Origin of the sequence: Bacillus sp. UMB0728 (assembly GCF_002858875.1) — a bacterium.
In the GTDB taxonomy this organism is placed as follows: Bacteria; Bacillota; Bacilli; order Bacillales; family Cytobacillaceae; genus Bacillus_AB; species Bacillus_AB infantis.
Window position 1 is genome coordinate 286,502 of record NZ_PKLA01000006.1, and the last position, 16,480, is coordinate 302,981.

Below are 16,480 nucleotides of genomic sequence, written 5' to 3' on the forward strand. Positions count from 1 at the left end.
AATTAATCAACCGCCTTTTCTTTTACAGATTTGCTGCCAAGAAGGAGGCGCAGCCCGCCGCCGATCAGCAGGATGCATACAATGCCTGTCTGGAAGTAGCGGTCAAACCAATAGCGGATGTCTATATCAATCATGTTATACAGCATTGGAGAAATGGCGGGAAGGACGATGCTTGTTGTCAGATAGTACAGCCCTACAAGGACCAGGCCGATCCCCACCCATTTCTGATGATTGATGAAATACGAAATGATCGGCGTATCCTCCAAAGGCTCATTTCCATATCTGGATGATTTCTGGAGTCCGTCGAAGAAACTGTAGAACCAGATGATCGGAATCAGGAACAGGAAGATCCCCAGCCTAAGTACATCCAGGATATAAATGGAGAACAGGAAGGCAGCCATCAGCTGAATGCCCCGCCGCTGCAGTCCGAGATACAGATGGCCTGCTCCCGGAAAAATGGACAGGAATGTGGCAATAGATTTGCTTTTCTTGCCTTCATCCCGCTTCGACTCGAAATCCTCCATGATTGTACGGTCCACCAGCTCTTCTCCCCGATGCTTACGGTTCAGCTGCTGGATGCTATCAAAGAAGCCGTATACCCAAATAACCGGCAGGATCGCCCAGAATACAAGGAACTCACTTCGATGGGTCAGCACCGACACAAACAGCACCATCACACCAAGACCAAGAAAAGCGGTCAGGAGCGTTAAACCCCGGTTCATCAGGCCCAGCTGAAAGTGTCCAAGACCAGGCACAAAGGACAGGATGATGGTAAAAAAGCGCTCCGACTCCTGGCTTGCTGCCGGCTTAGCTGATCCGGCAGCCCCGCTGCCATCCGTAAAGGCTGTGCCGCCCTGCTGGTAGAGCTTTGATGCAGTGATGGCCGTATCAATAAAGTTGACGAAATAGATCAGCAGGCCGAACAGTGCAAATATGATTGCCCCGTCCCCGTAAACATACATGCTGATCAAAGCCACCGTTAAGATCATCAGCCCGAACACAGCTGCTGTATAAAATAAACCTCTAAGGGTCTTTCCCAGATAAAGCAGGCCTCCCCCAGGGAAAAAAGCTAAAAGAAAAGCGATAATCGGATTTTTCTTCATTATTTATTTGCCTCCTTATTCTTCTTCTCGATCGTATCCATCCAGGCAAAGGTTTTATCCACTAGCCCTTCTGTCACAGATGTTTTCTTTTCCTGGAAATCCGGATCCTGAACAGCTCCAGCATACTGGGTGATCGACTGGAAAACACCGGTCGTCATGAGCAGGATGGTCATTGCCGCTGCAAGGGAGTAGTGGAACAGCGGCGACTGGTAGAATGGCCTGCGCTTCTTTTCTTCATAAACCGGAGGCTGGGCAGGCTCTAATGCTTCTGCTGAGATTTGCGCCATCACCAGATCAGTGAAGCCTGAGCCGCTTTCCATTTGCGGCAGCTCTGTTACCGCAACTGCCTCCAGATAGACGTCGAGGCACTCATCACAGCTGTACAGATGATCTTCATAAACTTCCCTTTCCGCCTCTGCCAGTTCATTATTCGCATACCGCTTCCACTCTTCATACGTAAAGTGCTTCATGAGAAATCATCCTCCTTCCAGTGCTTCCTCATCCATAAGCGCGCTCTGTAGAGCTTTGTCTCCACAGTCTTCACCTGGACATTCTGTTCTTCCGCTATTTGCTGATAGCTTTTTTCAGCTATATAAAAGTCATAGATTACATCTCGATAATTATCAGGCAGCTGGTGAAGCTTTTCCCTCACCCGCTTCCGCCTTTCCTTATTCATAACTTCGGCCTCTACAGCCTCTTTTTGGGTGCCGTGAAGCTCATATCCGGCATACTCAAGGGAATCCTCCCTGCGCCGGTCCCTCTTTCTTTTTACATCAATAGCATGATTGACTGCAATTCTGGTGATCCAGGTTTTAAAGCCCTGGTCCTCATATTGGGGGAGAGAGGAATAGATTTTTATAAACACTTCCTGAGCGGCATCTTCCGCTTCCTTCCGGTCCCTTAATACTGCAAAGATTGTCCGGAACAAATCATTGCTGTATTTTTCAACCAGGAGCCGGAAGGCATGCTCCTTGCCGCTCTTCGCTTGCTGGATAAGAACTTGGTCGCTAATCTCTCTCTCCCCCTTTCTGGCAGCTTCCAACGTAATAGACGAAACCGGGATAAAAGACCCCTACAGGTTTTAAAAAAAAAATTAAAAGTCCTTTTCATTCTATCATCCCCCATTCCGGATCCCACTGGAATCAAAAAATCCCGGCTCTTCAGGCCGGGAATTCCTTTAATACTTTTTCAGTAGTACACACTTCCGCAAACTCCCCATGGAGGATGGCAAGCTCTATTTGATGAATATGACCGGGAGAGAAGATGGTGCCGTCATGGCCTTTCCGTTCAAAGGATGCACAGGCATCCTCCGGCAGCCAGACCGAAAAGCCGAGATTAGCTGCCATCCGGACAGTGGTTGAAACGCAATGGGGTGTGGTAAGCCCGGCAATGACAAGCTCTTTGCTTCTTAGATTTTTAAGCAAATCTTCAAGGGGCGTGCCGATAAACGCACTGTTGACGCTTTTCTGGATAATGCTTTCCCCAGCTGCAGGCTTCACCTCTTCCTTGAATTGATGGCCGATGCTTCCTTTGAAAAATAAAGACTCCCTGCTTTGAGAGGTATGCTGGACGTGAATCACCGGCAGATTGCAGTTTCTCCAATGCTTCAAAAGCCTTGCAGCTTCTTTTTCCGCACCAGGATTATTCCGCTCACCCCAGGAAAGATCCTCGAAGGCCTTCTGGATATCAACCAACAGCAGAACAGCCATCAGGCACCCTCCTTCCCTAAAGAACAAAAATCGTATAAATCAAGGCTGACAATCATTTTATGATAGCCGTCAAAAAGATTGATGAGTGCCAGCAGCTTCATGATTTCCTTTTCGTCATAGGAATTTTTCAGCCACTCCAAATCCGAGTCTTTTAAGAGCCGCGGATTGGATCTGTAGGTTTCCAGAAAATCAAACAGCTTCCGGTCCCAATGAGAGAAATCCGAGAAATTATTGTGCTCCACAGCATAAGCGATGGCTTCATTCTGTTCCATTCCGCCGGTATACGAGAGGCTCATGCAAGTCGCACATCCATTTTTATTAGCCAGATATAAACGCACCTTCTCTTTTACGTCCAGGCTGATTCCTTCCTCATTCCACAGCTGCTCATACAGGGCATCATACAGGGCGGCCACTTCTGGCACATAAGCCAGCGCTTTTTGAAAATTGGTCTCCCCCTGTTTTTCATTCAATTTGATTCTTGGCATTTGCAACTCCTCCTTCTGCTTTTATAATAGAAGGAATTAAAATAATAATGAATTAAATATGAAACCAGTTTTTACCGATACTCGTTTCAAATGAAATATGTTTCTACCAAGGAGGCTTACATATGATAATAGATGAGACAGACAAGCGTATTTTGCAGGAGCTGGAGAGAAACGGCCGGCAATCAATGAGGGAGCTGGCAAAGAAAGTAAACCTTTCAGCCCCTTCAGTCACAGAACGCGTCAGACGCCTGGAAAGTGAGGAAATCATCAAAGGATACACCATTTCCATTGACTATAAAAAACTCGGATATGGGATTGAATGTTTTGTAGAAGTCACCTTGCGGCAAGGAGATTATCAGAAGTTTAGGGAAAAAATAGCTGAGGTCCCCAACGCGGAATTCTGCTCCCGTATAGCCGGCCAGGCCTGCTATCTCGTCAAGCTGAGACTGAAAAAGCTTGAGGATATTGAAGGATTCATCAATGAAATTACACCTTATGCAGGAACAGTCACCCATATTGCCCTGTCGGAGGTGCCTGTGAACAGCTTCTTCCTGGAATAGGCGCATAATCCATGGATAGCATCGAATCCTATAAACACAGGAGGTGCTTTTTATGGAAGAACAAAAGAAGGACAAAAAGGTCGGGGAAAAAATGAAGTCGATGGACGCGATGGATCAGGGGCTCAATATCATCTCCCAGGCATTCAACCGGGCAACGGGCGTTGATGAAGGAAATGACGGAAGAGAGGATCAGCAGGATTACAAATAACTGCAGGGGTCTTTATGAACAAATAAAATAGAGCCAGAGGAACTTCCTGGCTCTTATCCCCATCCTTAGTCATTCCCGCCGGAATCCCCGGATTTCCCTTGATTTTTTGTGCCTTTGCTTTTATATGGCTTGGCGCTTTTTGCTTTTTTGGCACCCGCCTGCCAGCGGTTCCACCCTTTCTTTCCAGTTCCGCTGCCAGTGCCGCTTTTTCCTTTTTTTGCTTTGGTCATCAATAATCAGCTCCCATGTAACTGTGAAGCGTTCTTCCTGCCAACACACGGTCCGCAGCAAGGCTTGCACATGAACATTAGCATACCATATCAGGAGCCTGCTAAGCGAACTACTTCAGCATCTCATTGGCCATTTCAGTCAGCTCTTTTTTATGCTGATCTTCCGGAATGGCTTTGTTATTGTACATAATGGTGTACTGAACCTTATCCCTCAGAAAGGACAAGGTGTTTCCCTGATACATGCCCTCTGCCCCTCCTTCAAGCTCCACTGGTTCGGAATTGGGCTGCTCGGAGGATTCGACCGGGTAATCAGCAGAAACCATCAGCAAGTAATCCTCTTTTTTGCTTCTTGGAAAGGCCTTGAATTCCGCCTTGATTTGTTTTCCGGTATGATTCATATCCATAATAGCCGGCGGCTGAAATCCCTCCCCATCAAACGGCAGCTTTTTCGGCAGCTTCATTTCAAACGGGAGCGCATCGAGTCCCCCTTCAACAGTCTGCGCTTCATATGTAACAGGAATTTTTTTGGCCTGTTCTTTATCCACGTCGGCCATCTCCACTTTTTTCAGATTATCTGTATCCAGTTTTCCGCTCTGCATATTCTGGCAGCCTGCAAGAAGGCTTGCGGCAAGGCCGATCATGAGGAGTTTTTTCATCTATTGTCACTGCTTTCTTGTAAGGATGCTTTTATTATCTCACACAAAAATACATATTCTGCCAGATTCCACAAAGATGCTCTATGCACTTTTTACAATTAAGCCGACAGGACGGTATACTATAACTAAATTCCATTATAAAGGATGCAGGCTATGAAAAAATATATTGTGATAGGTGCAGGGATATTGGGAGCCTCAGCTGCCTACCACCTGGCAAAATCGGGGAACCGGGTGATTTTGGCGGACCGGAATGAAAAAGGACAGGCTACTGCCGCTGCTGCCGGCATTGTCTGCCCATGGGTATCGCAGAGGCGCAATAAAGATTGGTACCGGCTTGCTAAAGCGGGTGCACGCTATTATCCGGAGCTCGTGAAGGAGCTTGAGGAACGCGGCGAGCCGGATACAGGCTACAGCAGGGTAGGTGCCCTTATCCTGCACAAGGAAACCAATAAATTGGAAAAGGCTGAAGAACGGACATTGAAGCGGAGGGAGGAAGCACCGGAAATCGGCGAAGTCACACTTCTTACCCGGGAACAGACAACAGAGGCTTTCCCTCCGGTTGATAAAGAGTTTGCAGCAGTGCAGGTCAGCGGAGCCGCCCGGGTAGACGGACGGGCACTGAGGGATTCCCTGATCCGTGCGGCAGAAAAGGAAGGGGCAGTCTTTCTCGAAAAGGATGCTTCATTGATCTATGAAGGAAACCGGGTGACAGGCATCCTTGCCGGTCAAGAACAGTGGGAGGCAGATGCTGTCATCGTCTGTGCCGGCGCATGGGCAGCGGAAATATTCAAGCCGCTCGGCATTGAAATGGATGTCAGCTATCAGAAGGCCCAGATTGCCCACCTAAAGCTTCCGGATGAAGCAACTGACAGCTGGCCTGTCCTTATGCCCCCCGGTGACCAGTATCTGCTTGCCTTCACCGGCGGACGGATTGTTGCAGGGGCAACTCATGAAAATGATGTATCCGGTTTTGATGCGAGAATCACAGCCGGAGGCATGCAGGAGGTCCTTTCAAAAGCCCTCTCTACAGCTCCCGGCCTGGCGGATGCCAGTCTAATAGAAGCCAGGGTCGGTTTCCGCCCCTTTACTCCCGGCTTCCTTCCGGTCATCGGAGCTGTCCCTGGGTGGGAAGGCCTGCTCACTGCCAACGGGCTTGGCGCTTCCGGCCTGACGATGGGGCCGTTTCTTGGACAGCAGCTTGCAAAGCTGGCATTGGGGCATGATACAGACATTGATCTCAATCCTTATCACGTTCAAGGAGCTTTAAAGGATCAAAAAAGCGAGTGACAGGAAAAGAGCCCGGCTAATTAGCAGCCGGGCTCCTTCTTTTATGGTTTCTCAGGATTTCCTATCCGATTGAGCGGGAAGTAGCGGAACTTGGCTTCCCCAACGACAGACTCATCAGAAATGAATCCAAAGCTTCTGCTGTCATTGCTGTTCAAACGGTTATCGCCCATCACAAAATATTGATGCTCCGGCACGACAAGCGGTCCAAAATTTTCTGTCAGATGCTCAATGCCGAACTCTGCCGCTTCCTTGCGGTTTTCAGCCAGATATGGTTCGTCCACTTTTTTCCCATTCACAAAAAGCTGGTCGTCCTTCACAGAAATTTCATCCCCTGGCAGACCGATCACCCTTTTTATATAATCATCCTCGGAATCAGGCGAATGAAATACAACGACATCCAAACGCTCAATCTTGCTGAGCTTGGTCACGATCACTTTATTCTGATTCTGGAAGGTCGGCATCATGGAATCGCCCTGGACAGTCACCGGCGCAAATATAAACTGGCGGCAAATAAACGCAATGACGAGCGCGAGGGCAATCGATTTGGCCCATGAAATCCATTCAGACTTTTTGCTGTTCCCTGCCATGGTCATTCTCCTCTCAATCACTATATGAATCTATTATAAGCGAAAAGAATGGCATATGCACATTTCGGTTTGAAAAAGCGCTCTGTACTGAATGTCCTCCATCAGTCACTTTACCGGATTCCCTCCTGAAGAATAGCTATAGCGCAGAAATGCGCAATCTCATGTGAGGCACTGGCCCCATAGTGTGCCTCCAGCTCTTCTTTCAGGCGCTGCAGCAATCCATCTCCTTCCTCTTTTGAGAGGTCCGCCAAATACGATAAAGAAGCCACTCTGTCCAGCCATTCTTCATTGGTGAAATGGACATCGTATGGAAGCGCATACAAATCCTTCAGCCCGAACCCTGCCTCTTCCCACTCACGGAACCACTCTACAGGAAATCCATTGATTCTTTGGCTTGACTCTGCCTTGCTTCCGGCAGGTTTAAGCTCTACTCCTTCTTTCTTCAAAAAATCAAAAGTGATTTCCACAAGCCTTTGGTCTGTCTTGAATCCTGTATCTGCCACAATCAGGTGACCCTTCGGCTTAAGAATCCTGGTAATTTCCCTGAGGGCTTCTTCCCTGTCAAACCAGTGCCAGGCACGGAGCACCGTCGCCATATCATACTCAGCCCCGTCAAGGCCTGTATTTTCTGCAGTTCCTTTTTTATAAGGGATTTCAAGATACTTGTCCCGGCTGATCCCGGCGGCTTCCTGTAGAAGCTTTTCTGAGGGATCGATTCCGACAGCGTCTGCTTTGCGGAAAATCAGCCTCCTAGTCAGCGCTCCTGTCCCGCAGCCCAGATCAACCACTTTTTTGCCGGTAAAATTAATATTTCTTAGATGAAGGCTATCAAACAGACTATTTGGAACATCGTTCCGGGAACGTGCATATTCACTTGCCCTGTTTCCAAAATCAACAATACCCATTCCGCCACATCCTTTTTCAAAATATTAGGAATTTAAATCGGGGTATGCTCATTATATGGTAGAATGAAAGCAATTACAATTTCTCTCACTTTATTTTTGCTGTAGGGCTTGCAGAAAGGAGGATTTATGAATTTTGCTATTCTTGCAGCCGCCTATTTGATCGGCTCGATTCCAACCGCTCTTCTGATTGGCAGGTGGCTGTTCCAAATCGACATACGTGAGCATGGCAGCAATAATCCCGGGGCAACCAACACCGTGCGGGTCCTTGGAAAGCGGGCCGGGATTGCCGTCCTTCTCATTGATGCAGGCAAGGGGGCACTTGCCGCAGGTCTGCCTCTCCTTCTTCATACTGACCTGGATCCGCTCTACACCGGACTGATTGCGGTTGCGGGCCACTGCTTCCCTATTTTCGCTGGCTTCCGCGGAGGCAAAGCCATTGCAACAACCGCAGGGGTGCTGCTGGTTGCCAATGCCTGGATGTTTCTGGCGGCCTATGCAGCGTTTGTCGGAGTCATTTATGCAACAAAATATGTATTTTTCGGTTCAATCTCTGTCGGAATTGCCCTTTTCATTTTTTCTTTATTTCAGCCCGGTTGGACCCATGAACTTATATTTTTCTTTTTTACAATCTTTCTGATCATCCTGCACCGTTCAAACATCTCAAACTTCCGCCAAAATAAAGAGCCAAAGATCAATGACAAAAACTTAAAGAATGACAGGATACCTGCGAGAAAAGGGCCGAAGCAGGCTTGAGAGCTGTGATGGCTCTCTTTTTTTTGTTGTATAAACAAGCCCGGTCCGCCTTCTAAATGGCAGATCCTTTGAATGAAAAAAATACCTGTTCATTTCCCAATCTGTCATATCCATTCCATTTCGGGTAGAATGGTAGAGGTTCACCCATATCCTATGGGCATCATCTCAATTTTTTTGCAAAAGGAGTTACCTAAATGAAGGAAAAATTAAAAGCATACCGCTTTCCCATTATCCTGTTTGCTTCAATTATCATTGGAAGCATTATCGGGTTCGTTTTCGGAGAAAAAGCGGAAGTAATCAAGCCGCTTGGGGACTTATTCTTAAATCTCTTATTTATGTTAGTAGTACCGCTCGTCTTTTTCACAATCTCATCGGCTATCGCCAATATGAACAGCATGAAGCGGCTCGGAAAAATCATGGGCAGCATGATGGTTGTATTCATTGCTACAGGCATTATTGCCTCTATTGTGATGCTAGTTGCGGTAACAGCCTTCCCTCCGGCCCAGGGGACTGACATCCCTCTGACACAGCCGGAAAATACAGAAGAGCTGAGCCTGCCCGATCAGTTGGTCAAAACCTTTACCGTGCCTGACTTTATTGAGATCTTCTCCCGCAAGAATATGCTCGCTTTAATAGTCTTTTCAGTCCTGGTTGGGGTGGCTTCAGGCCTTTCTGGTGAAAAAGGACGCCCTTTCACAAAGTTTCTGGTCAGCGGTTCAGAAGTCTTTATGAGGCTGATCAATCTTGTCATGTATTATGCACCCATTGGACTTGGCGCTTACTTTGCGTCACTGATAGGCGTATTCGGTCCTGAACTTCTCGGAGATTATGCCCGTGCCGTAATCGTCTATTACCCTGCTGCCATTCTTTATTTCCTGATCGGCTTTACGCTTTATGCCTTTATTGCCGGGGGACGGAGAGGAGTGGCCCGCTTTTGGAAAAATATCTTTTCCCCTGCTGCCACCGCTCTTGCCACTGGAAGCAGCGTTGGCTCATTGCCTGTTAACCTGCAGGCCGCCAAACGAATCGGCGTGCCTAAAGATATTAGGGAAACCGTTCTTCCGCTCGGCGCAACCATTCATATGGATGGCTCCTGCCTGGCGGCCATATTGAAGATATCTTTTGTATTCGGCATTTTCAATATGGATTTCACTGGCCTGGACACCTTCTTAACGGCAATCGGCATCTCGCTGCTTGCAGGGACAGTCATGAGCGGTGTGCCAGGAGGAGGCTTTATTGGCGAGATGATGATCATCACACTTTACGGCCTGCCAATTGAGGCGCTTCCGATCATTTCAGCAATCGGCGTAGTGGTCGATCCGCCAGCCACTGCAGTCAATGTCACCGGAGATACTGTTTCCAGCATGCTTGTCACCAAACAGCTCGAAGGGAAAGACTGGATGGATAAACACTTTGAAAAAGAAGAGGAAGCTATCATTTAACACCATGCCCCCTGAATGAAGGGGGCATTTCTCATGTTATAATGAACCAAAAAGTATACAGGAGGTACTCAATGAATTCTATCTTGATTGCAAGCACTGCCGTCCTGATGGATGGCCGCCTGCTCATGATTAAGGAACAAAAAAATGAGGCTGGTCCCACCTGGAATTTCCCCTCCGGCCATGTGGAGCCCGGGGAAGATATAATTTCGGCCGCCCGGCGGGAAACAAAAGAAGAAACAGGGCTGGATATTAAAATTGCGGAATCGGCAGGAATCTTCCAGTTTACCAGCAGGACAGGCCACCCTATTCTCCTTTTTCAATTTCTTGCTGAATTTGCCGGCGGATCTATCAAATTAGAAAATGGGATGACAGAATATAAATGGATGACAGCTCAGGAAATTCTCAGCATGGACGATAACGGGCTGCGGGAGCCCGGTGTAATCAAGCAAATAGCCCGCTCTATACTGAAACAAAGTTATATCCCTCTCTCTTTCTTTCATACCATCTCTTAATTTTTACTTTTTTTGGAACTTTTTCTTTCTTTAATCGTAAAAAAAGAAGCATGGGGGCAAGCCGGCCAACTTTGAAACACACATCCTTCCATACGCCGCTTCCTCTAATAATGGAAAGGAGATGAATTCATGAAACGTTTTGCCATCATCCTTGCTGCTTCCTTGACCATCCAGGCCCTGCTGCTTTTCTCCATCTGGCATTTCTTCTTTTCCGGCTATGGCCTGATTGATTTCTCATTCTTATTTTCCGCTCTGTGGTTTGCTTTCGTCTTGTTTTTTTCCAGCACAGGCGATGCTTGGACCAACAGAGTCATCGCCAGTTCATTCATGAACCACCGGGATACAGGGCACAGGGAAGCCAGAGAAATGTTCCACATCAGAGTCAATCCCCTGCTCGCATCCTCCCTGCTTATGCTCGCTGCTTCCCTTGGAATTTCGTTTTTGTTCTCTTGAACAGAATACAAATAAAGCTGCCGCTGAGATGCGGAAGCTTTATTTGTAATTGAGAAGCCAGCCGGGCTGCCTGCTATACTTTTAATATGGGCGGCTATTTTTGCTGCCTTTATTGAAGTTTAGCTATAATGCTTGCTGCCACATCATGCCAGACCTGTTCATCTTCCTGGTATGCCGCTTTCATCTTTTTAAACATGATGCCTTGCTTTTCTTTGAAGTCTTCACTGTCGGCTGATGGAAGCTGCGCCCGTTCATTATCGACAAAGGCCTGAACGGTCTCTGCCCGCGGGCCCCATACAGCCTTTTCCTGTCCGTCTCCATCGATGAAGATAAAAATAGGAATTGAACGTGCCGTTCCATTGGTTAAATACTGATCCATCAGCTCAAGATTTTCATCCCGCAGAATGAACCTTGTCTCCATATCCGTCTCTCTTGCTATATGCATAAGGATCGGAATATTAAGCATCGCATCCCCGCACCAGTCCTCTGTCAGGACAATCACTTTTAATCCGTTTCCCTTCACATTCCCCAGCTTGGCCTTTTCCTCTTCTGTAAGAGAAAACTTATTTTCTATGCTTTCCATCTCCTGCTTATTAACACTCATACCTTCCACATATTCAGAGAAGGTCAGTCCCTTCGCAAACCAGTCTTTCAATTCCATACAAGCACTTCCTTTCCTATCAATATTGATTAATTGGCTATTGCATCTCTTATTTATTCTCTGCGAATACAGTACAATCCTTTTTTTGCCGGACTTTGCCGCATTTCATCCTTTCCTGGGAAATAAAGAGGAAGTTTGTCTAAACAGACCAGCAAATTTCCCCATAATAAATAGAAACCGCTGGATTTCCCCAGCGGCTTATTCTCTATCGTTTTGTTATTTCCTGCATCAGCAGCTTGTTGATCATTTGGGGATTAGCCTGTCCCTTGGAGGCTTTCATGATCTGCCCGACCAGGAACCCGGTTGCTTTTTGTTTGCCTGCCTTGAAGTCATCGATCGATTGCGGATTTGCATCAAGTGCATCTGTCACATATTGAAGGAGCGCTCCTTCGTCAGAAATCTGGACGAGGCCCTTCTCCTTGACGATGGCTTCCGCGGTCCCGCCATTTTCGATGAGCTCCTTGAAGACCTTTTTAGCGATTTTGCTGGAGATTGTCCCGTTTTCAATCAGCTTGATCATCCCGGCCAGGTTCTCCGGTGTCAGCCTTACATCAGCCAGCTCTTTCTGCTCCGCATTCAAGTAGGCAGACACTTCACCCATCAGCCAATTTGATGCCTGCTTGGCGTCCGCTCCTGCTTCGACCGCTGCCTCGAAGAAGTCAGCTGTCTCCTTTGTTACCGTCAGGACTGCAGCATCATAAGCAGGGAGGCCAAGCTCTTCTACATAACGCTTTTGCCTCGCGTCCGGCAGCTCCGGAATCCCGGCACGGATCCGGTCCTTCCACTCCTGGTCAATGTAAATATCCGTCAGATCAGGTTCAGGGAAATAGCGGTAATCATCAGAACCCTCTTTTACACGCATAAGCAGGGTCGTATTAGTAGACTCGTCATAGCGGCGGGTTTCCTGCTGGATCGTACCTCCGGCAAGAAGCACCTCCTCCTGGCGCTTTGCTTCATACTCAATCCCTTTTCTGACAAAGTTGAAAGAGTTCAGATTTTTCAGCTCGGTCTTGGTGCCGAATTCCTCCTGGCCAACTGGCCTGATGGAAATATTCGCATCACATCTGAGCGATCCTTCTTCCATTTTACAATCAGAAACACCCGTATATTGAATAATGCTTTTCAGTTTTTCGAGATAAGCATAGGCTTCATTGGCTGTTCTGATATCAGGCTCTGACACGATTTCGATCAGCGGGGTTCCCTGGCGGTTGTAATCGCAGAGGGAATAGCCTTTTTCATGATTCAGCTTGCCGGCATCCTCTTCCAGATGGATCCGGGTGATTCCGATTTTTTTCTTATATCCGTCCACTTCTATTTCAATCCAGCCATGCTCACCAATCGGCTTATCAAACTGTGAGATCTGATAGGCCTTTGGATTATCCGGATAAAAATAGTTTTTGCGGTCAAATTTCGTTACATCAGCTATTTGGCAGTTCAGCGCCATGCTCGCTTTCATCCCGTAATCGACCACTTTCCGGTTAAGCACCGGCAGCACGCCGGGATAGCCGAGTTCCACAACGCTTGTGTTTGTATTGGGTTCCGCCCCGAAATGGTTCGGGCTCGCGGAAAAGATTTTCGAATCTGTTTTTAATTCAACATGGACCTCAAGTCCAATAACCGTTTCATAGTTCATGTCTGTTTCCCCCTTACAGTCCCGGCTTTTGCTTATGGAAGTCAGTTGCCTGCTCAAAGGCATGGGCTGTTCTGTAGATCGTGCTCTCGTCAAAATACTTGCCGATGATCTGCAGTCCGAGCGGCATGCCATTCGAATATCCGCACGGAACCGAAATGGCAGGCGCACCGGCCAGGTTAACAGGGATAGTTAATATATCATTGGCATACATAGTCAGCGGATCGTCTATATTCTCCCCGATATTGAATGCCGGAGTCGGCGCTGTAGGCCCGATGATGACATCATAAGATTGAAATACCTCTTCAAAATCCTTTTTAATCAAAGTGCGGACCTTTTGTGCTTTTTTATAATAAGCGTCATAATAGCCTGAGCTTAAGGCGAAGGTTCCGAGCATGATCCTTCTTTTCACCTCATCGCCGAAGCCCTGGGCGCGCGACTTTTTGTAAAGCTCCATCAAAGTTTCAGCATCCGGAGAGCGGTAGCCGTACCTGACACCGTCAAAGCGGGCAAGGTTGGCGGACGCTTCTGATGATGAAAGCAGATAATAGGCAGCCAGAGCATACTTGGAATGCGGGAGGGATACTTCTTCCCATACAGCTCCCAGATTCTCCAGCACCTTAAGCGCATCGAGGACAGACTGGCGGACTTCTTCATCCACACCTTCAGCAAGGTACTCTTTTGGCACAGCGATTCGCAGACCCTTCACATCTCCGGTCAGGGCGCCGGCGTAATGATCGACAGGAACATCTGCTGAGGTAGAGTCATTCGGGTCCAGACCGGAAATCGCCTGAAGAAGGTAAGCATTATCTTCAACATTCCTGGTTATTGGGCCGATCTGATCAAGGGATGAGGCAAACGCAACAAGACCGAACCGGGAAACACGCCCATAGGTAGGCTTTAATCCAACCACTCCGCAATAGGAAGCAGGCTGTCTGATGGATCCCCCTGTATCTGACCCAAGGGCAAAAGGCACTTCCCCTGCTGCGACCGCTGCAGCCGAGCCGCCTGAAGAGCCGCCTGGCACTTTCTCAAGATTCCATGGATTGCGGACATTTCCGAATCCTGAATTCTCGTTTGAGGAACCCATCGCGAATTCATCCATATTCAGTTTTCCAATCGTGATGGTTTCGGCATTATGTAAATGATCCATAACAGTCGCATTATAGATCGGGTCGAAATCTTCGAGGATCTTGCTGGCACTGGTGGTTCTCAGTCCCTTCGTGACAATATTATCTTTAATGCCGATCGGCATGCCAAAAAGGAGGCCCTTCGATTCTTCCGTGCCCAGCTTTTCGTCTAAGCGCTTTGCCTGCCGCCGTGCTTCTTCCTCATTCAAGGTCAGGAATGCCCCCACCTGGCTGTCTACTTCCCCAATCCGATTAAAAGACTGCTCAACCAGATCAGATACGGAAATTTCTTTTTTATGTAAAAGTTCATGGAGCTCTGAAACTTTATGATCAAACAAACTCATTTGTCTTCCCCCTATTCCAGTATGGATGGCACCTTAATTTGCCCATCCTGGTGGTCCGGCGCGTTTTTCAGCACTTCCTCCTGCGGCAGCCCTTTTTTCGCGATATCTTCCCGGAATACATTCTTGATATCCAGTACATGGGAAGTTGGCTCAACCTTCTCTGTATCAAGTTCACTAAGCTGCTCTGCAAAAGAAAGCATTTTTTCCAGCTCTTTTTGCATCCGCGCTGCTTCCTCATCCGAAATCTCCAAACGTGCCAGGTGGGCTACATGCCTGACCTGATCTTCTGATATTCTAGACATCTCTGTCACCTCCAAATATTTTAAAAATGCTATAAGTATAGATAGAATCATATCAGACTCCAGCGCTTTAAAGCAATTGCCGAAAGTAGTGGAATATATGGCGGCCGCAGTGAAAAGCTAAGGCGCCTGGATATCCCAGACGCCTTTACCCTTGTTCTAAATATTGCATTCATCCGGTTTCATCCTGCACCTTCCTGTCCGGATGACTTGGACACTCCGCGGCTGCTCGCATAGCGGCCGGCGATGCAAAGAAAAATCAGGACCGGTACAGTAAGCAGACCTGTTGCAAATAATCCGGCCTGGATGGAAATCGAAAACGCGATCCAGCCAACAAACGGCCCCCCTGCAATCTGTCCGATTGCATCAAGCTGTCCAAACAGTGAAAGCATGGTGGCCCTTCCCTTTGGCTCAAGCATTTGATTAAGCCAGATGCTGTAAAGCGGGCTGTTAAGGCCTCTCAGTGTAAAACTGGCCCAATAAGAGGCAAGGGCAAGCCAAAGCTCCCCGCTAAGCGCAAAAATCAGTGTGCTGGCCGCGAGAGCTCCGTTCACGAGGAGCAGCAGGCGGACATATGTCTGCTCCCCTTCCCCATTCAGCCTCCTGCTGATCCACTCGACCACCCCGATATTCAGAAGCAATGCAATCCCATTGATCAATCCGAACCAGAGAACTGCAGAGCTCCCGGCAAGCTGAATATCCTCCAGAAAATGGGCAGCCCACAGCCTGTCGAAACCTTCGCTTGCGAGCCCCCACATAAGGGCAATGCCAGCCATGCCGGCAAGAACCGGATGGCCCTTCACTGTCCTGTATCCTTTGTGTATGGCTCCGGCAAGCTGCCGGAGCTGGGATGATTCTTCACGCTCCAGCTTTTCAAATCGTTCTTCAGGCATCCGGAACCAGAGCCAGACAGCCAATATAATGAAAGAACCGCCCGCAATCAGAATCGCTGCCTGAACTGAAAAGAGCATGGATATAATCATGCTTGCTATGATACCGGCAATTTTGCCAATAGAGGCAATCTGCGATCCTTTTAGAAAAACCTTATCAAGACCTTTTCCTTCCACTTCGTCGGCAATCCATGCTTCTTCCGCACCGCTGAGAAATGTGTAGCCCAGGCCCCAGACAGCATAAGCTGATGCGATTCCCCAAAATGCAGGCACTGCCCCCTCCAGAAGATGGGCCAGTCCGAGCAGGATCGTTCCTATGATAACGGATTTCTTTCTGCTGACATGATCGGCTATGACTCCTGTCGGCACTTCAAACAGCACAATGGACAATTCCATAATCGTCCCGATCAGGACAAGCTGGAGCGGATTAAGCCCAGCCTCCACAACAAAATAAATCGCATTTACGGTAAAAATGACTTGAAATAAAAATGCCCGAATTCCCGTCAGCCTATAATATACTTTTTTTGCCTCCATTGCCCTTCCTCCGCTTCTCCTTCTTAATAAAAACTAAGAAAGTCTGAAACGGAGATCTCGTGACAAGCTCCCCGTCCCAGACTAGGAAACAAGCACCTTGAT

The 16,480-nt window shown here is 47.9% G+C and carries 21 protein-coding genes; 7 read left to right on the forward strand and 14 right to left on the reverse strand.

Annotated elements, in window-relative coordinates; all coding sequences use genetic code 11:
• Positions 1-2 precede the first annotated feature (2 nt).
• The 5 genes from CYJ37_RS22970 to CYJ37_RS22990 form a co-directional block, all read right to left on the reverse strand.
• Positions 3-1,103 carry a hypothetical protein gene (locus CYJ37_RS22970; protein ID WP_009792517.1) on the reverse strand — a complete coding sequence of 367 codons (1,101 nt, stop codon included), beginning with the start codon at positions 1,101-1,103 and terminating at the stop codon, positions 3-5.
• Entirely contained in the window at positions 1,103-1,573 is a 471-nt protein-coding gene (locus CYJ37_RS22975; protein ID WP_009792518.1) for a hypothetical protein, read from the reverse strand. Before CYJ37_RS22975 ends, CYJ37_RS22970 begins: the two co-directional genes overlap by 1 nt.
• Entirely contained in the window at positions 1,570-2,145 is a 576-nt protein-coding gene (locus tag CYJ37_RS22980) for an RNA polymerase sigma factor (RefSeq protein ID WP_009792519.1), read from the reverse strand. The genes CYJ37_RS22975 and CYJ37_RS22980 overlap by 4 nt, the downstream gene beginning before the upstream one ends.
• Before the next feature lie 118 nt (positions 2,146-2,263).
• Positions 2,264-2,812, reverse strand: coding sequence for a cysteine hydrolase family protein (locus tag CYJ37_RS22985; RefSeq protein ID WP_009792520.1), 549 nt, complete (start codon positions 2,810-2,812; stop codon positions 2,264-2,266).
• Positions 2,812-3,297 carry a hypothetical protein gene (locus tag CYJ37_RS22990; RefSeq protein ID WP_009792521.1) on the reverse strand — a complete coding sequence of 162 codons (486 nt, stop codon included), beginning with the start codon at positions 3,295-3,297 and terminating at the stop codon, positions 2,812-2,814. Before CYJ37_RS22990 ends, CYJ37_RS22985 begins: the two co-directional genes overlap by 1 nt.
• A gap of 122 nt (positions 3,298-3,419) precedes the next feature.
• On the opposite strand from CYJ37_RS22990, the gene CYJ37_RS22995 reads away from it, so the two are divergent.
• Together CYJ37_RS22995 and CYJ37_RS27460 are read left to right on the forward strand one after the other, a co-directional pair.
• A complete protein-coding gene (locus CYJ37_RS22995; RefSeq protein ID WP_009792522.1) occupies positions 3,420-3,857 on the forward strand; it encodes an Lrp/AsnC family transcriptional regulator in 438 nt (145 codons plus the stop codon).
• 52 nt (positions 3,858-3,909) lie between these two features.
• Positions 3,910-4,065 carry a hypothetical protein gene (locus tag CYJ37_RS27460; RefSeq protein ID WP_009792523.1) on the forward strand — a complete coding sequence of 52 codons (156 nt, stop codon included), beginning with the start codon at positions 3,910-3,912 and terminating at the stop codon, positions 4,063-4,065.
• A 65-nt stretch (positions 4,066-4,130) separates the two neighbouring features.
• Here the strand turns inward: CYJ37_RS27460 and CYJ37_RS23000 are convergent, their stop codons facing one another.
• Positions 4,131-4,295, reverse strand: coding sequence for a DUF3934 family protein (locus tag CYJ37_RS23000; RefSeq protein WP_009792524.1), 165 nt, complete (start codon positions 4,293-4,295; stop codon positions 4,131-4,133).
• A gap of 110 nt (positions 4,296-4,405) precedes the next feature.
• Entirely contained in the window at positions 4,406-4,951 is a 546-nt protein-coding gene (locus CYJ37_RS23005; RefSeq protein ID WP_101552098.1) for a hypothetical protein, read from the reverse strand.
• A gap of 153 nt (positions 4,952-5,104) precedes the next feature.
• Between CYJ37_RS23005 and CYJ37_RS23010 the strand changes: the two genes are divergently transcribed.
• Entirely contained in the window at positions 5,105-6,238 is a 1,134-nt protein-coding gene (locus CYJ37_RS23010) for an NAD(P)/FAD-dependent oxidoreductase (protein WP_180827424.1), read from the forward strand.
• Positions 6,239-6,279: 41 nt separating this feature from the next.
• Here the strand turns inward: CYJ37_RS23010 and lepB are convergent, their stop codons facing one another.
• On the reverse strand, positions 6,280-6,831 hold the full coding sequence (gene lepB / locus CYJ37_RS23015; protein ID WP_009792527.1) for a signal peptidase I: 552 nt from the start codon (positions 6,829-6,831) through the stop codon (positions 6,280-6,282).
• Between the two features lie 104 nt (positions 6,832-6,935).
• Positions 6,936-7,730, reverse strand: coding sequence for a class I SAM-dependent methyltransferase (locus tag CYJ37_RS23020; RefSeq protein ID WP_101552102.1), 795 nt, complete (start codon positions 7,728-7,730; stop codon positions 6,936-6,938).
• A 126-nt stretch (positions 7,731-7,856) separates the two neighbouring features.
• Between CYJ37_RS23020 and plsY the strand changes: the two genes are divergently transcribed.
• The 4 genes from plsY to CYJ37_RS23040 all read left to right on the forward strand — a co-directional run bounded on the left by plsY (position 7,857) and on the right by CYJ37_RS23040 (position 10,890).
• Complete coding sequence (plsY, locus tag CYJ37_RS23025; protein ID WP_101552104.1) at positions 7,857-8,483, forward strand: glycerol-3-phosphate 1-O-acyltransferase PlsY; 627 nt, start codon at positions 7,857-7,859, stop codon at positions 8,481-8,483.
• Between the two features lie 194 nt (positions 8,484-8,677).
• On the forward strand, positions 8,678-9,925 hold the full coding sequence (locus CYJ37_RS23030; protein WP_009792530.1) for a dicarboxylate/amino acid:cation symporter: 1,248 nt from the start codon (positions 8,678-8,680) through the stop codon (positions 9,923-9,925).
• A gap of 71 nt (positions 9,926-9,996) precedes the next feature.
• Positions 9,997-10,437, forward strand: a complete 441-nt coding sequence (locus tag CYJ37_RS23035) for an NUDIX hydrolase (protein WP_180827425.1) — start codon at positions 9,997-9,999, stop codon at positions 10,435-10,437.
• 129 nt (positions 10,438-10,566) lie between these two features.
• A complete protein-coding gene (locus CYJ37_RS23040; RefSeq protein ID WP_009792532.1) occupies positions 10,567-10,890 on the forward strand; it encodes a hypothetical protein in 324 nt (107 codons plus the stop codon).
• Between the two features lie 109 nt (positions 10,891-10,999).
• On the opposite strand, the gene CYJ37_RS23045 is transcribed toward CYJ37_RS23040, so the two are convergent.
• The 5 genes from CYJ37_RS23045 to CYJ37_RS23065 all read right to left on the reverse strand — a co-directional run bounded on the left by CYJ37_RS23045 (position 11,000) and on the right by CYJ37_RS23065 (position 16,378).
• A complete protein-coding gene (locus CYJ37_RS23045) occupies positions 11,000-11,551 on the reverse strand; it encodes a thioredoxin family protein (RefSeq protein ID WP_101552108.1) in 552 nt (183 codons plus the stop codon).
• Between the two features lie 205 nt (positions 11,552-11,756).
• Positions 11,757-13,184, reverse strand: a complete 1,428-nt coding sequence (gene gatB / locus CYJ37_RS23050; protein ID WP_101552110.1) for an Asp-tRNA(Asn)/Glu-tRNA(Gln) amidotransferase subunit GatB — start codon at positions 13,182-13,184, stop codon at positions 11,757-11,759.
• Positions 13,185-13,197: 13 nt separating this feature from the next.
• On the reverse strand, positions 13,198-14,655 hold the full coding sequence (gene gatA / locus CYJ37_RS23055) for an Asp-tRNA(Asn)/Glu-tRNA(Gln) amidotransferase subunit GatA (RefSeq protein ID WP_101552112.1): 1,458 nt from the start codon (positions 14,653-14,655) through the stop codon (positions 13,198-13,200).
• 11 nt (positions 14,656-14,666) lie between these two features.
• A complete protein-coding gene (gatC, locus tag CYJ37_RS23060) occupies positions 14,667-14,957 on the reverse strand; it encodes an Asp-tRNA(Asn)/Glu-tRNA(Gln) amidotransferase subunit GatC (protein WP_094769552.1) in 291 nt (96 codons plus the stop codon).
• 179 nt (positions 14,958-15,136) lie between these two features.
• A complete protein-coding gene (locus tag CYJ37_RS23065) occupies positions 15,137-16,378 on the reverse strand; it encodes an MFS transporter (protein ID WP_101552114.1) in 1,242 nt (413 codons plus the stop codon).
• Positions 16,379-16,480 lie beyond the last annotated feature (102 nt).

Bases quoted from the DNA above. Each gene is read 5' to 3' on its own strand.
- CYJ37_RS22970 (WP_009792517.1), bottom strand. From the start codon at position 1,103: ATGAAGAAAAATCCGATTATCGCTTTTCTTTTAGCTTTTTTCCCTGGG.
- CYJ37_RS22975 (WP_009792518.1), bottom strand. From the start codon at position 1,573: ATGAAGCACTTTACGTATGAAGAGTGGAAGCGGTATGCGAATAATGAA.
- CYJ37_RS22985 (WP_009792520.1), bottom strand. From the start codon at position 2,812: ATGGCTGTTCTGCTGTTGGTTGATATCCAGAAGGCCTTCGAGGATCTT.
- CYJ37_RS22990 (WP_009792521.1), bottom strand. From the start codon at position 3,297: ATGCCAAGAATCAAATTGAATGAAAAACAGGGGGAGACCAATTTTCAA.
- CYJ37_RS22995 (WP_009792522.1), top strand. From the start codon at position 3,420: ATGATAATAGATGAGACAGACAAGCGTATTTTGCAGGAGCTGGAGAGA.
- CYJ37_RS27460 (WP_009792523.1), top strand. From the start codon at position 3,910: ATGGAAGAACAAAAGAAGGACAAAAAGGTCGGGGAAAAAATGAAGTCG.
- CYJ37_RS23000 (WP_009792524.1), bottom strand. From the start codon at position 4,295: ATGACCAAAGCAAAAAAAGGAAAAAGCGGCACTGGCAGCGGAACTGGA.
- CYJ37_RS23005 (WP_101552098.1), bottom strand. From the start codon at position 4,951: ATGAAAAAACTCCTCATGATCGGCCTTGCCGCAAGCCTTCTTGCAGGC.
- CYJ37_RS23010 (WP_180827424.1), top strand. From the start codon at position 5,105: ATGAAAAAATATATTGTGATAGGTGCAGGGATATTGGGAGCCTCAGCT.
- lepB (WP_009792527.1), bottom strand. From the start codon at position 6,831: ATGACCATGGCAGGGAACAGCAAAAAGTCTGAATGGATTTCATGGGCC.
- CYJ37_RS23020 (WP_101552102.1), bottom strand. From the start codon at position 7,730: ATGGGTATTGTTGATTTTGGAAACAGGGCAAGTGAATATGCACGTTCC.
- plsY (WP_101552104.1), top strand. From the start codon at position 7,857: ATGAATTTTGCTATTCTTGCAGCCGCCTATTTGATCGGCTCGATTCCA.
- CYJ37_RS23030 (WP_009792530.1), top strand. From the start codon at position 8,678: ATGAAGGAAAAATTAAAAGCATACCGCTTTCCCATTATCCTGTTTGCT.
- CYJ37_RS23035 (WP_180827425.1), top strand. From the start codon at position 9,997: ATGAATTCTATCTTGATTGCAAGCACTGCCGTCCTGATGGATGGCCGC.
- CYJ37_RS23040 (WP_009792532.1), top strand. From the start codon at position 10,567: ATGAAACGTTTTGCCATCATCCTTGCTGCTTCCTTGACCATCCAGGCC.
- CYJ37_RS23045 (WP_101552108.1), bottom strand. From the start codon at position 11,551: ATGGAATTGAAAGACTGGTTTGCGAAGGGACTGACCTTCTCTGAATAT.
- gatB (WP_101552110.1), bottom strand. From the start codon at position 13,184: ATGAACTATGAAACGGTTATTGGACTTGAGGTCCATGTTGAATTAAAA.
- gatA (WP_101552112.1), bottom strand. From the start codon at position 14,655: ATGAGTTTGTTTGATCATAAAGTTTCAGAGCTCCATGAACTTTTACAT.
- gatC (WP_094769552.1), bottom strand. From the start codon at position 14,957: ATGTCTAGAATATCAGAAGATCAGGTCAGGCATGTAGCCCACCTGGCA.
- CYJ37_RS23065 (WP_101552114.1), bottom strand. From the start codon at position 16,378: ATGGAGGCAAAAAAAGTATATTATAGGCTGACGGGAATTCGGGCATTT.